Below are 14,401 nucleotides of genomic sequence, written 5' to 3' on the forward strand. Positions count from 1 at the left end.
GGCCCTAGTATACGGCCGTGGAAGCTTTTTTATTGATTTGAAAGCGGAAGCCCAAGATGGGCGTTAGCTGAAATTCACCTCGACATGCAGCACCTCGGATCGGCTGCCAATCCGGACGGGCGGCCCCCAGAAGCCGAAGCCGGACGAGACGATCGCATGGAGCTTGCCCTTCCGTTTGTATCCCCAATCGAGCTCGAATACCTTCTTCGTGATGAGGTGGTTTGGCATCATTTGGCCGCGATGCGTGTGACCGGAGAGGCTGAGGTCGATCCCGCTTTCCTCCGCGGCGTTTAACTCAAGCGGCTGGTGGTCCAGCAGGATAAGCGGCATGGAATCGTCCAGCGGCTCGACCAGTTCAGCAATCGATTGCCGTTTGCCCTGGCCGCCGCCGTCAGCCGCCTTGTCCTTGCGTCCGATGAGGATGAAGCTGTCATCGACGACGGCCGTTTCGTCCATCAAGACGTGGACGCCGATCGTTTCCATCTCGCTGACGTACTCAGGCACCTTTCTGCCGATGTATTCGTGATTGCCGGTCACGGCGTACACGCCAAGCGGCGCTTTCAGCTTGCTGAATGTGGCGGCCAGCCCCTTCCTCAGGAACGGCTCCAGATCGTCGTCGAGCACGTCGCCCGGGATGAGGATAATGTCGGGTTTGATTTCGTTCACTTTGGCGATTAGACGGTTCAAGTGATTGTGTCCGATCACCGTTCCCAGATGGAGGTCGGAAGCGACCGCGATCGTGAGCTTGCTACGATTCCGGGCGGGCTTCGCGATCGTTACGTCGTAGCGGCGGATGACGGGGCTCCATGCGTTCCGCGTGCCATGCACCAAGATGAAGAACAGCAGCAAGGCGGTTACGCCGCCGACGCCGACCAAGTATACGTCTCTGCCTGCTCCGGCCAGCTTCAGCGCGAGCGCGGTCAGGTCCGCGATCGGAAGAAGCAACAGACCGTATTGCACGAGAGCGAACCAATACGAACCGATCAGCTTCACGGGATCCGCGATGATTCGCAAGGCCGAGGATTGGCCGAATCGTCCAAGGATATAGGCCAGCGCAACGAAGGCGACAACGACGGCATATGCGGGCCACGCCTCCCAGCCGGTCAGCTCCGACAGCAGCATCCAACCGTTCCAGCCGATATAGGCCGTAATGGCGGCATAGATCGCGAAGAAGGAGACAATCATAACCAACGTACGGGCTTTCATAGCAATCAGGCTCCTTTTGCGAGAGTAATAAATAAATAGATTGATAGTTAAGCTGTTGAATACTATAGCACAGCGCGAGACCGGCTTCCAATCGGGAGACGGAAGCAACGCGGCCGCTCGTCATCGGGAAGCCTCGGTAGAGGTTTTTTCATAGCCATTATACGGGACGGTCGGGGGGCGGTATGATCGGTTTACGAACAATTCAAACGAAACGAATCTTTCAACTTCGTCATGTTCGCGTAAGCTTGATCGATTTCTTCACAAGCTCATTGCAGGTATACTAAGAGCATGATTCCAAGTATACGGAGGTTACGATGGAAAGGCTTGAACTTACGAGAAGAATAGACGATTTGGATGTTTTGCGCGGTTTCGCGCTGCTGGGCATCCTGCTGATGAATGCGATCCCGCTTCTACATCTTTCGGATCCCGCTCCGGGAACGATCGACGTTTCCTATCAGCGTTTTCTTTACCTGTTCGTAGAGGCGCGGTTTTTCAGCTTGTTTTCTTTCCTGTTCGGCGTTGGGTTTTACCTGTTCATTACGAGAGCGAGCGGAAAGGGTCGCAACGGATACTTGTTATTCTTGAAGAGAGTGGTTGTTCTGTTCGGGTTCGGATGGCTGCATATGAAGGTTCATCCCGGTGAGGCGCTGAGCGTGTACGCTGTCTGCGGTCTGCTCCTGTTGCCGATGTATAAGGTTGGGAAATGGATCAATTTGGCCGTGGGGCTTGCGTTAACCGTAGCGTTCAGCGTTATGGCGGCGAAAATATTGCTTCCTCTGTCCCTCATCCTGCTCGGCATCGCCGCCGGCCAATTCCGCGTGTTCGAGAAGCTCGCCCGACACCGCGGACGGCTTGCCTTATTCACGCTGATCATGCTCGCGTTAAGCGCGGCAGCGCTTTTCTACCAATACGGCCTTGCGCCGGAGGGCCCTTTCTCGCCCTATCTTATTGGCGGCACGGGATCGTCGGAGACCGAGCAAGCAAATGCGTTCATGAGCGCCGGTGTCATGATCGGTCCGATCGTCTCCGGTTTGTATGCCGGGACGATACTGCTTCTCCTGCAGCGCAAAGCAGGGCGCATGCTTCTTCTGCCCCTCAAATTTTACGGCCGTATGGCGCTCACCAATTACATTGGACAAACCGCGCTGGTCATCGCCGCCGGCGACTGGCTGTCGCTTCGCGGAAACATCGGCTGGACGGAGCTGCTCGGGTATCTGCTAGCGATTCATATCGTTCTGATGGCTTTCAGCATGTTGTGGCTCAAGTGGTTCGCGATGGGACCGCTGGAGTGGATCTGGAGGGCGCTGACGTATTTCCGCTGGCCGCCCGTGCTGAATCGCAAACGCGGAAACAAGTCGGCCGCCGGGGGATAAGCGCCATCGGTCGTTGCGCCCATGCCGGGCTTATGTTATCTTGTCTCCATAGCTGAAAAGGATGGGAGAGAGCGCAAGGAATGAAAGCATTGGTGCTGGCCGAGAAGCCGAGCGTGGCGAAGGAAATCGCTAGGGTGCTGGGCTCCGGGGGGAAGCAAAAGGGTTACTTCGAAGGCTCGAAATACGTTGTGACATGGGCGCTCGGACATCTGGTAACTTTGGCGGAGCCGGAAGATTACGACGTTAAGTTCCGTACGTGGAACCTGGAGGACCTGCCGCTGCTGCCGGACAAGATGAACCTGAAGGTAATGAAAGAAACGTCGCAGCAATTCAAGACAGTCGCCCAGTTGTGCAAACGGAACGATATCGGCGAACTGATCATCGCGACGGACGCGGGACGCGAAGGCGAGCTTGTCGCGCGCTGGATCATGGAGCTGGTCCATTGGCGCAAGCCGTTCAAGCGGCTATGGATTTCCTCGCAGACGGACAAAGCGATCAAGGACGGCTTTGCTTCTCTGAAGCCGGGCAAGGATTACAATCATTTGTACGCGTCGGCGGTATGCCGCGCGGAAGCGGACTGGCTGATCGGTCTCAACATGACGAGGGCGCTGACGACCAAATACAATGCGCAGCTTGCCGCCGGACGCGTTCAGACGCCTACGCTGGCCATGATGATGGAGCGGGAGCGCGAAATCGCCGAATTCCAGTCCAAGCCGTATTGGACGGTTTCGGCAACCTTCGGAAGCTTCGCCGCGCAATGGCGCGAAAGCGATGCTCACGACGGCAGGCTATGGACGCGCGAAGCGGCGGAAGCTGCTGCGGAACGCGCGGCTAAGGCGGGTTCGGCGAAGGTGGAGAACCTTCGGACGTCGGAACGCTCCGAACCCCATCCGCAAGCTTACGACTTGACAGAGCTTCAACGCGACGCGAACAAGCGGCTCGGATTCTCGGCGAAACAAACGTCGAACGTGCTCCAGAAGTTGTACGAGACGCATAAGCTGGTTACTTACCCTCGCACGGATTCCCGGTACCTCTCAAGCGATATGGTCCCTACGCTCAAGGGTCGGCTGGAGAGCGTGGCGGTAGGACCCTATGCGCCTCTCGCCCGCAAGCTGCTTCGCGCACCGCTTCAAGTGACGAAGCGGATCGTGGACGACGGCAAAGTTAGCGACCACCATGCCATTATTCCGACGGAGCAATATGTGCAGCTCGGCGCGTTATCGAACGACGAGCGACGGTTATACGATCTGATCGTTCGCAGGTTCATCTCCTTGTTCTATCAGCCGTATCGATACGATGAGACGAGCGTTACGTTGGCCGCGGGCGGAGAGCGTTTCTATGCGAAAGGCAAAATCGAGAAGGAATCCGGCTGGAAGGACGTATACGCCGGCCACTCGGATCCGCTGCAGGACGACGAAGACGGCGATGACGGCGAATCGCATTCGCGGAACGATCGCCAGCCCGCGCAGGTGCTACCTCCGATGTCGATCGGCGGCACGCTTACCCTCAAGAGCGCGGCGGCGAAGGAGCTGCGGACGCTCCCGCCAGCGCGTTACACGGAAGCGTCGTTGCTGACACGAATGGAGAAACACGGCCTCGGCACGCCGGCGACGCGCGCGGATATCATCGAGAAGCTGCTGTCGACCGATACGATCGAGCGAATTCGCAGCTCGCTCGTTCCAACCGCCAAAGGCAAGCAGCTTATCGAGCTTGTCGTGGAGCAACTGCGCAGTCCGGAGCTTACGGCAAAGTGGGAGGGCGAGCTCGAACGGATTGCCAAAGGCAACGGCGATCCTGCCAAGTTTATGGCCGGCATTCGTGAGCAGGCCGCTAGTTGGGTTGCCGAAGTGAAGCGGGAGACGAGAGAATACAAGCCGCATAATATGACCGGTTCGTTCTGCCCGGAATGCGGCAAAGGAATGGTCGAAGTGAAAGGCAAACGCGGCAAGTCGCTCGTTTGCTCGGACCGGGAATGCGGTTACCGGAGGAACGCGGAGCCGGTATTGCTGAACAAACGTTGCCCGCAATGCCGCAAGAAGATGGAGCTGCACGACGGCAAAGCCGGCAAGTACGCGCAGTGCAAGCCGTGCAACGTCATCGAGATGCTGGGCGATAAGGACGGAGGCCGCATGAACCGCAGGGAGCAAGAGAGGCTCGTCCAACAGTACAGCGACGGCGCGCCGCTCTCGAACAGCCTTGCGGATAAGCTCAAAGCGGCGCTTGAAGCGAAAAAAGAATAGATAACGCAAATAGGCAATCAAACAAGCTTCGCAAACGGGCATAAAACATGTCCGTCCGGCGTAGCTTTTTTTGTCCCGGAAATGGAAGTTCTTTACAAACCGACCGGCGGTCTGTTATGATAAGCATATACAAACCGACCGTCGGTCTCTTCTGGGTGCGAAGGCATATTATCGGCCGCGCGAATAAACCGATGGCCGAAACGAATGAAGGAGCGTTCTCAATGTCAATGACGATGCCGGGCATTCCAAGCGGCAATCCGAACTTTAAACGACTTCTCGACTGCGCGAGGAGCCTGATCGAAGAGAAAGGCTGCGTCAAGACGACACTGCAAGACATCATGGCCTGTTCGGGGCTGTCCAAAGGCGCCATCTACCATTATGTGAAGAGTAAGGAAGAGCTGTTCGGATTGCTGCTGCAATTCGAATTGGGGAAGGTGGACGACCGTTTCCGACAGGCGGCGGCTTCAAGCGGCGACCTCACCGGCCCGCTGCGCGCGATTGCCGCCGGACTCACGGCCATGCAGCAAGAGGATAGCGTCGGAAGCCGCGTGCTAACCTATCTTCTCAGCCAGCGGGGGAAGAGCGGCATACAAGCGATCTTGTCCGAATACCATGAACGTACGGTCGCGATGTCTACGGGCTGGATAGAGCTGGGACAGCAGGAAGGCGTTATCCATTCGGAATTGAACGCCTCGATGGCAGCCGAGCAATTCGTAACCGTCGCCTACGGCATGGGGATGCGCAATTTGCTCGCGAACGTATCGGAGGCAGGTGGAGCCGTTTTTGGCGAAGAAGAGTTTTATCGTTACATGTTAGCCATTTTGAAAAAATAGAGGTGTGACGAATGGAAAAAATATTCGTGTTCTTGCATGTATTAGGCGCTATGCTGTTCCTCGGCAACATCATTACGACGGCATTCTGGAAGCTGCAGGCCGACCGGAGCCGCGATCCGGAGCAGCGGCATCGCGCCGCTCTGGCCGTTATGCGAGCGGACTACGCGTTAACGATACCCGGCTTGATTCTGCTCGTCGTTTTCGGCGTCTTGACGGCGCATGCCTACGGATACTCCATGGCCGAGCTGAACTGGTTGACCGCCTCGATCGGATTGTTCGCCCTGTCCGGCATTCTGTGGGGCGCCGTTCTCCTGCTATGCCAGCTTGCGATGATTCGCCACAGCGAGTCCGGCATCCCGAGCGGAGAGCTCCCGAAGGCTTACGATCAAGCCAGCGCGAGATGGAATCTGTGGGGGACGGTCAATACGATCATTCCGATTATCGTATTGTTTCTGATGGTCGTTAAGCCGTAGCCTTCCGCCGGCCATCCGGAACGAATTCCGGCGGCTGCCTAAGGCAATCATCCACGAGCTTTGGACATTCCTGCCATACACTAGAGAGAAGGCGTCGTGAAAGGAGCTCTCCAGGAATGTTCATTCAAGTTTATCAAGGCAGGCAGTTGGCAAGCAAATGGGCCAAAACGGAAGCGCTGCTCTCTGAACGAAGCATCGTGCCCCATATACCTCCAACGAGGAAATATTCGCCGGGGCAGCTGTACAGCATGCTTCAGCAGCACGGCATGGTCGTCGTGAAGCCTATTGTCGGTACTGGCGGTGGCGGAGTAATCAAGGTGGTTCGGGAAAACAGCGGATATTCGCATACGTATCGGAATAAGACTTATCGCGTTGGCAGCTTTCAGGCGTTGGCGCAAGCGCTCAGGAGCCGCACAAGGAAACGCCGGTACCTGATTCAGAAGGGTATCCATCTGGCTACGGTGAACGGCAGGCCTATCGACTATCGGGTCAAATACGTGAAGACGCACAAAGGCTGGGAATACCGGGCGTTAGTGGGGAGAATCGCGAAACGAGGTTTGTTTGTAACGAATTTGAGCCAAGGGGGAGATTTGGTTTCCGCCTCTCAAGGCATCCGCGCTTCGCTGGGATCCGCCTACGTGAAGGAAAAGAAAGCCCAAATGCGGGCTTTGACGGTGCTTTCGACCCGGGTGCTGGAACGGAAGTTTCCGGGCATCGGACAGCTCGGTTTCGATTACGGTATCGATAGACAGGGGAAAATATGGATATTTGAGGTAAATACAAGACCTCATTAACCAAAATATGAGGATTGGACGGGGGATAATCCCGTCTTTTTTTGTAGAATATCATCGACATTCAATGAAAAAAAGGAGATTGGGCAAACTTGTGGAATAGGAAGGGGAGAGAGACAGCGCATACAAAAGGTGGGTAATGGCTTATGAACTCTTCCGCGGTGATCCATCTGCTGCTGCAGATGTTGGATGAGATCGAAGATTCCATTTATATTATGGAAGTGGATGGAATTAACTTTACATATTTTTATGTCAACCGAGCGGCGACCACGCTTAGCGGCATCACGATGGACGCGTTCGGGCTTACGTTCGAAGACGTCAATTCGCCGGAGATGGCCAGCTACCTGCGGATCAAGTACTCGAAAGTACTGCTAAGCCGTAAGCCAATCCGATTCGAAGATGGCGTCAAGCTTCCGAACGGCCTCATCAGCGGCGAAAGCATCCTGAATCCGATTCTCGACCACGCGGGCAACGTCAAATATATTTTCAGCGTCACGCGGGACACGACCATTAGGCGCGACTACGAGGAGAAACTGCTGGAGCATGCATACCACGACGATCTGACCGGGCTGTACAACCGACGCTACTTCTTCGAGCACGTGGGTTGCCCGGGATCCATCTTATTGTTCGATCTCGATTATTTCAAAAACATTAATGATACGTTCGGCCATGACGCCGGCGATGCCGTGTTGACGGAAATCGCAAGCCGTCTGAAACAAACCTTTGGCTCTAGCTGCACGCTCGTTCGGCTGGGCGGTGACGAATTTATCGTCGCCTGCGAGCCTTCGAGGGAAGGCGCGATGACGAATACAGAGGCGATGATTCAGTCCGCTCAGAACCTCTTCCGTTCACCCTTCCTCGTGCAGGAGAAAGAAATGCGCCTGACGGCAAGCATTGGCATATCGCTGCGATCTGGCGAGGAAGATATCCAGACGCTTCTCAAGCAGGCAGACATTGCTTTGTACCGGGCGAAGGGCGAAGGAAGGAACAGGCATCATATCTATCGTCCCGATTTCAGGTACGAGCATGTAGAGAACTTCATCCATGAGCTGGAGTTATCCCGCGCCATCGAACGGGATGAGCTCGCGCTCGTCTACCAGCCGATCTATAGCTGCTCCAAAAAGAATATCATCGGCGCGGAGGCGCTGCTGCGCTGGAAACATCCCGAGCTAGGCATCGTGTCGCCGGCAGACTTTATCCCCATCGCGGAGAAGACGGGACTCATTATTCCGATCGGCTACTGGGTCATCCGGGAAGTATGCAAGTGCTGGTCGCACTGCCGCACGTCCTTCGGCACGGCATTTAGCTTCTCGATCAACATATCGAGCGTGCAATTAAACGCCCCCGGCTTCGTCGGCCGCTTGAAACGCCTTCTCGCGGAAGAGGGCGTCCCGCCGCAAGCGATCGAACTCGAAATTACGGAGAGCACCGTCATCCATAACCTGCAGGCGATCCAAGCGACGTTAAACGAGCTTCGCGCTGAAGGGTTCTCGATCGCGCTGGACGATTTCGGCACGGGCTATTCGTCGCTCAGCATGCTGACACAGCTACCGATCGATAAGCTGAAGATCGACAAGTCGTTTATAAGCGACATGAACGAGGCGCTTGTGTCGGCCATCGTGCAGATGGCCCAGGCGCTTAGGTTGGACGTCGTGGTCGAGGGCGTGGAGGACGTGTCCCAATTCGATAGGCTGGCGAACATGCAGTGCTGGGGCATGCAGGGGTATTATATTAGCAAGCCGATTTCCCAGTCGGAGCTTACCGTGCCGTGGGATTTGGCTTTAGGGTCCAAGGCGTAGAGCGATGCGGCATATCATAGAGGCGAACGAAAGGGGCTGTCCCAAAACCAGCTAATGTTTGTCAAGCTTTAGTATGTTGGCCAATCAGTCAGATCCTGATTTAATTTTACTGTATACCAAATAACCTCCGTTAGCGCGGAGGGCGTTGGTTAAATATGGTTTAAATGGTGTAGGGCGTGCCCTTCTTCAAGATGGCGTATATGTGATGCAATAGCTTGTTGGCGCAAGCGATCACCGTCACCTTGTAGGGCTTGCCCTCTTGTCTTTTCTTATCGTAATATGTCCGCAACTTTTCGTTCATACTTCCTCTAATTCCGCACAACACTGCTAGATACAACGCTCTTCGCAACCGTTTAGAGCCGCGTTTGGTTATCCGGGTGCTGGTTGCCACGAACTGACCGGAGCTATGCACGCCTGGATCTAGTCCGGCGTAAGCCACAAGCTGCTTCGGATCCCCGAACTGATTGACATCACCAATTTCTGCAATTAGCTTGGCAGCCAGCTTATCTCCGATTCCTGGGATGGTTTTTAACAAACCCACTTCCGGGATCCGCCTTGCTTCTTCTTCGATTTTCATTTCCAATTGACTCAGTTGCTCTTGCTGAGCAAGCAAAATTTCCACCATACATAATAATGCCGTCCTTTGAGCCATGCTTGACCTGTTTAGCTCCGGTAGAGCTTGAATTCGATCTACTTTCGCCTGAATCCATGCTTTCCCATGCGAGGTGCCCACGGTTTTCCTAATCACTTCTTCAGTAACAACGGTGCCTATTAGCATATGACGCAGCACTTGCAACGCCGTCTTGGAAAACAGATCGCTGAACACAGCTTCATAAGCCACACATACTTGATCCAGCAGAGCCCTTGCATTCAACTTCGACTGCACAAATTGAGATGTCATAAACTCATGCTGCCGCGTTAAATGCTGGATCTCCGTGATGCTGTTCTCCCACTTACGATGCGGTTTCACATCCCCACGGTAATACATTTCCGCCAAATGCCAAGCATCCGCTGCATCTGTTTTCACTTTGCGTAACTGTGCGCTCTTCGTACGTTTGGATAAGAGTGGATTAACGATGAAATGCGTGATTCTCATACGCTCCAGATAAGCTGCAACGATACGATGGTAATGTCCTGTTGCCTCAAAAACAATAACCGGTTCTTTCCCCGTTTGTTCCTCTAGCAGCCGAATCACGTCGTCAAGTCGTCCGAATCCGCTCTCGGTATGCCGAATTGTCTCCGGTTTTCCAAACGCCTCATTACGCTTCACGAACGCTTGAATTACGCTTGCACCTTTTGCTACATCCAGTCCGATAACCGGTTCCATGTCATCTCCTCCTGATATCGATACTAGCTGGCAATCCCACGATGGTTCCAAACCCATAGCTTCGCTTGTGATACGAGGTCAGGTGCCTCAACCAGCTCAAACATGGTCATTGGAGATAGTGGGAAAACAGTTTTGGGAACGGGTTCGTTGACCCAAGTCATTGTGAGTTCTCCCGGCTACCGCCATCATAGAACAGCCATAAAAATAGGCCAACCAGAAATCTCTGGTTGACCTAATAATACGAAGTCATAGTTGACTTGGGGACAGCCCCTGCGTGTTTGAAATTTCATATACATACAGCCCGTTGCACCCAGAGTGGGCGTCGCGAGAACGTTTTTTCGTACACATTCGGCCTGTTGCGCCCCGAATGGGCGTCGTGAGTACGAATTTTCGTACACATTCGGCCTGTTGCGCTCCGAATGGGCGTTGTGAGTACGGATTTTCGTACACATTCGGCTCGATGCACCCCGGATGGGCGACGTGAGTACGATTTTTCGTACACATTCGTCTCGTTGCACCCCTGTAATCAAAATAAAGCTGCCCTAAAAGTGTATGCTTCTGGGACAGCCCCTTCTTTTTTAGATGGAGAAAGGTACGTATATTCGAATAGTTTCGTTAATAGAACTATAGATTTCAATTAAATTTTTTTATGGATTTTGGAAGAGAATGGGATGTGGATAACCCTATCCACAATATACCATCTGCCATGCCGCGGAAATTGACAACTATTCACAGTTCATACACAGCGTATCCACATCCCCATGTGCATAATGAGGCGTGTTGTCCCGATTTTCGTCGCATGCTACACTAAAAAATGTAAAGAAACGTTTTGATAACAAGGAGGAATTAAGATGGATCTGTTGTCCGACGAACTTCTCATAGATACCTATTTCGCAGCGATCGAATTTAAGCTTGAGCCTGAATTTATTCGCATGCTTGCCGTGGAGGTAAAGCGCAGAGGGGTTGACCTCACCGCTCACGCCCATCAACATACCGCCTGAATTAAGAAGGCCATTCCGATATTAGAATCTCGCTGACGCGGCTGCAATTCTCGCAATAGATAACATGGCAGCACACGTCCCCGGCCGACGAGATCGGCATGTTATTCTGCAAGCTGCCCTCTATAGGCCCATACGGCTCATATGGTCCGGTCCAATCCGATAACCGGCCGCATTCCGTCACTTTTCCTCCGCAAGACTTGCAGCTTTCAAGGTAGTCGCCAATCCCATTGCATAGCGGACATAACATAAGGGTACCCTCCTCGGCTTGAAGTGCGGCAATCGCCCCGATTTCATGAATCGCCAAGTATAGGATACCCTTATCTCTATTTTGTATCACGCAGCGAACGCGGCAATCGTTAAAGCTTCATGTTGCTGCTATGTCCCGGCGAGAGCTTCGCGCCCGGATCTACATATACCTTCGCGTTATTGATGGCGGTAGGCGCTTCGCCGAATCCGACGGCTATGAGCTTCAGTTTGCCCGGATAGGTCGTTATGTCACCCGCGGCGAATATGCCCGGAATGTTCGTCTCCATCCGCGTATCCACGACTATGGAACCTCCCTGAATCGTAATGCCCCATTCCGCAATCGGTCCGAGCGAGGATACGAAGCCGAAATTGACGATGACGGCATCGACGTCCAGCTCCGTCGTTTCATTCGATTTGACATTGGTTAAGGTGACCTTCGTAATGGTTTCGTCGCCGTGAAGCGCCGTAATTTCCGTAGGCGTGACTACGTTGACGCTCGAGCTCATCAGATTCTCCACGCTATGCTCATGCGCGCGGAATTTATCCCGGCGGTGGATCAGCGTTACGCTTTTCGCGATCGGCTCCAACATGAGCGACCAATCGACTGCGGAATCGCCGCCGCCGCTGACGAGTACGCGTTTGTCTTTGAATCGCTGCAAGTCGCCAACGAAATAATGCAGGTTTTTGCCCTCGTATCTAGACGCCTCCGGAAGCTCCAGGCGACGCGGCTCGAATGCGCCTACTCCGGCCGTAATGATAACGGCTTTGGCATAATGGACGGTTCGATCGGTCGTAACCTCGAACAATCGCTCATCCTTTTTCTTTACGTTCACGACTTTCTCTTCGAGGCAAACCTCGGGTTTGAATAAGTCGATCTGTTCCTTCAACCGATCCACCAGCTCTTGCGCGGTCACTTTGGGGAAGCCGGCGACATCGTATATGTATTTCTCCGGGTATAGCGCGGCAAGCTGGCCGCCGAGCTGCGGCATGCTCTCGATGATTTTCACGGACGCTTGGCGCATGCCGCCGTAGAACGCGGCGAACATGCCCGCTGGCCCGCCTCCGATAATCAAAATATCGACCGTAGCCGTTTCGTTTATTTGCTCAGACATCTCTGTGCACCTCCATTAATGGACTTTACGAGTTCCATTATAATCCTTTACGCGCAGTCGCGCATCATCGAGTTGCTTCGATAGTGGTCATCTCAATTGTACAGTGTTCTAAACATTTTCGTATAATTTACCCTTGAACTTTTGTTCAAAAGTCTGTAATATGTCTGATGTATATATGATATGGTTAAGGGGAAATACGGCGATTGCCGTCGAAATTCCAAGAACGTTCTTGGCTCCTTTGCATGATATTGGTTATAAGCGCACAGACTACAGCTGATCATCATTCTTTTTTGTATGGGTTTGTGTAATTTTTCACAAGTATAATTAAACGAAAAAAGAAAACAAGGAATGGATGGGATCCCACAATGAGCAACATACCGAAGATTGTAATTCTTGGCGCTGGATACGGCGGCGTGCTGACGGCGCTTCGCTTGCAGAAAGAGCTGAATTATAACGAGGCTGACGTTACGCTGGTCAACAAACATGATTACCACTACATCACGACGCATCTGCATATGCCGGCTGCCGGCACGGACAACCCCGAGAACGCGCGCGTTAGCATCTCCAAGCTGATCGACGAGTTCAAAATCGACTTCGTCAAATCGACGGTCGTCCAAATCCGCCCTCAGGATAAGAAGGTCATCCTGGAAGACGGAACTCTGTCGTATGACTACCTGGTAATCGGTCTTGGCGGCGAGCCGGAAACATTCGGTATCCCTGGCCTTGGCGAGCATGCCATGAACATTCGCAGCATTAACTCCGTTCGCCTTATCCGCGAACATATCGAATATCAATTCGCTCGTTACAAACGCGAGCCGCATCGCACGGACTACCTGACATTCGTAGTCGGCGGCGCAGGCTTCACGGGCATCGAGTTCGTCGGCGAACTGTCCGACCGCATTCCCGAGCTTTGCAAACAATTCGACGTAGATCCTACGCTCGTTAAGATTTACAACATCGAAGCGGCTCCGACGGCATTGCCTGGTTTCGACCCTGAACTGGTCGAATACGCGATGGACGTTCTCACGAAGAAGGGCGTTACTTTCCGCATCGGCACGGCGATCAAAGAATGCACGCCGGAAGGCGTAGTCGTAGGCGAAGGCGAAGAAATCAAATCCGCTACTGTCATCTGGACCGGCGGTATCCGCGGCAACCGCTTGATCGAGGAAGCAGGCTTCGAGACGATGCGCGGACGCGTGAAGGTTGACGAGTTCCTGCGCAGCCCTGGCTCCGAGAACGTGTACATCGTGGGCGACAACTCGCTGATGTTCAACCCGGAAGGCCGTCCTTACCCGCCGACCGCTCAGATCGCCATGCAACAAGGCGTCGTGTGCGCGCATAACCTGGTGGCGTCGATCCGCAACCAGCCGTTGAAGTCGTTCTCGTTCCAAAACAAAGGAACGGTAGCGTCCCTAGGCAAAGGCGAAGCGATCGGCATCGCGTTCGGCAAGAAATACAAAGGCCGCGTAGCCGCTTGGCTGAAGAAGGCTATCGACCTTCGTTACCTGTTCATTATCGGCGGAATTCCGCTTGTACTCCGTAAAGGCAAATTCCTGTAATGCGCCACTGCAGCGTACAAGTCCGGGGCTTATTGACGAGAGACGAGCTCGATCGTTATAACGCCTTGATCGAAGTCGGATCCTACTTGGAATCGCAGACCCGCTACGATTTGGCTTATACGGTGCAGAAGGAGATCGACATTCTGATCCTTCCGGCCATCGAGCGGTTGAAGGACAAGAGCCGCGCCCGCGACCGCGCGACCCAGGAATACTTGGAAGCGAAGGAGCGGGGAGACTCGTTCGAGGATGACGAGGACGAGGATTAAATAGGCATTTTACGATGGGAACCTTATATGAGATCCCAAGAAACCATAGGCTGGCGCCTACGTTTTCTTGGGATTTTTTTGTTTAGGCATAGATTTGAATCGATCGTCTTACTTGTTTTTGCGATTTTGTATCGATTGAACCATGACAAATCGAATTCATTCATTGTTACAATAG

The 14,401-nt window shown here is 53.6% G+C and carries 13 protein-coding genes; 9 read left to right on the top strand and 4 right to left on the bottom strand.

The features are described 5' to 3' along the window. Window positions 1-63: 63 nt before the first annotated feature. Entirely contained in the window at window positions 64-1,206 is a 1,143-nt protein-coding gene (locus tag RB620_RS10500; protein ID WP_308094082.1) for a metallophosphoesterase, read from the bottom strand. 314 nt (window positions 1,207-1,520) lie between these two features. Here RB620_RS10500 and RB620_RS10505 point away from each other — a divergent pair, with 314 nt between their 5' ends. The 6 genes from RB620_RS10505 to RB620_RS10530 all read left to right on the top strand — a co-directional run bounded on the left by RB620_RS10505 (window position 1,521) and on the right by RB620_RS10530 (window position 8,715). Continuing rightward, window positions 1,521-2,579: a DUF418 domain-containing protein gene (locus tag RB620_RS10505; RefSeq protein ID WP_308094083.1), complete on the top strand. Its 1,059-nt coding sequence runs from the start codon at window positions 1,521-1,523 to the stop codon at window positions 2,577-2,579. A gap of 80 nt (window positions 2,580-2,659) precedes the next feature. Next, on the top strand, window positions 2,660-4,819 hold the full coding sequence (locus RB620_RS10510; RefSeq protein WP_308094084.1) for a DNA topoisomerase III: 2,160 nt from the start codon (window positions 2,660-2,662) through the stop codon (window positions 4,817-4,819). Between the two features lie 116 nt (window positions 4,820-4,935). Beyond that, the gene (locus RB620_RS10515; protein WP_308094085.1) at window positions 4,936-5,652 is read left to right on the top strand and encodes a TetR/AcrR family transcriptional regulator; all 717 of its coding nucleotides are present in this window, start codon (window positions 4,936-4,938) and stop codon (window positions 5,650-5,652) included. Between the two features lie 11 nt (window positions 5,653-5,663). Then, window positions 5,664-6,125 (top strand): DUF2269 family protein, encoded by a 462-nt coding sequence (locus RB620_RS10520; protein ID WP_308094087.1) that lies wholly within the window; start codon window positions 5,664-5,666, stop codon window positions 6,123-6,125. Between the two features lie 116 nt (window positions 6,126-6,241). Next, the gene (locus RB620_RS10525; RefSeq protein WP_308094089.1) at window positions 6,242-6,919 is read left to right on the top strand and encodes a YheC/YheD family protein; all 678 of its coding nucleotides are present in this window, start codon (window positions 6,242-6,244) and stop codon (window positions 6,917-6,919) included. A gap of 143 nt (window positions 6,920-7,062) precedes the next feature. Continuing rightward, window positions 7,063-8,715 (top strand): putative bifunctional diguanylate cyclase/phosphodiesterase, encoded by a 1,653-nt coding sequence (locus RB620_RS10530; protein WP_308094091.1) that lies wholly within the window; start codon window positions 7,063-7,065, stop codon window positions 8,713-8,715. Window positions 8,716-8,875: 160 nt separating this feature from the next. Here the strand turns inward: RB620_RS10530 and RB620_RS10535 are convergent, their stop codons facing one another. Further along, entirely contained in the window at window positions 8,876-10,042 is a 1,167-nt protein-coding gene (locus RB620_RS10535; protein WP_308094092.1) for an IS110 family RNA-guided transposase, read from the bottom strand. An 851-nt stretch (window positions 10,043-10,893) separates the two neighbouring features. Between RB620_RS10535 and sda the strand changes: the two genes are divergently transcribed. Next, on the top strand, window positions 10,894-11,043 hold the full coding sequence (gene sda, locus RB620_RS10540; protein ID WP_308094094.1) for a sporulation histidine kinase inhibitor Sda: 150 nt from the start codon (window positions 10,894-10,896) through the stop codon (window positions 11,041-11,043). A gap of 1 nt (window position 11,044) precedes the next feature. On the opposite strand, the gene RB620_RS10545 is transcribed toward sda, so the two are convergent. Then, the gene (locus RB620_RS10545; RefSeq protein ID WP_308094096.1) at window positions 11,045-11,290 is read right to left on the bottom strand and encodes a hypothetical protein; all 246 of its coding nucleotides are present in this window, start codon (window positions 11,288-11,290) and stop codon (window positions 11,045-11,047) included. Window positions 11,291-11,399: 109 nt separating this feature from the next. Beyond that, entirely contained in the window at window positions 11,400-12,401 is a 1,002-nt protein-coding gene (locus RB620_RS10550) for an NAD(P)/FAD-dependent oxidoreductase (RefSeq protein ID WP_308094098.1), read from the bottom strand. Between the two features lie 365 nt (window positions 12,402-12,766). Between RB620_RS10550 and RB620_RS10555 the strand changes: the two genes are divergently transcribed. Both RB620_RS10555 and RB620_RS10560 read left to right on the top strand, forming a co-directional pair. Next, window positions 12,767-13,960, top strand: coding sequence for an NAD(P)/FAD-dependent oxidoreductase (locus RB620_RS10555; protein ID WP_308094100.1), 1,194 nt, complete (start codon window positions 12,767-12,769; stop codon window positions 13,958-13,960). After that, entirely contained in the window at window positions 13,960-14,226 is a 267-nt protein-coding gene (locus RB620_RS10560; RefSeq protein ID WP_308094101.1) for a hypothetical protein, read from the top strand. The genes RB620_RS10555 and RB620_RS10560 overlap by 1 nt, the downstream gene beginning before the upstream one ends. Window positions 14,227-14,401 lie beyond the last annotated feature (175 nt).

Origin of the sequence: Paenibacillus sp. LHD-117 (assembly GCF_030929555.1) — a bacterium.
Classification (GTDB): Bacteria; Bacillota; Bacilli; order Paenibacillales; family Paenibacillaceae; genus Pristimantibacillus.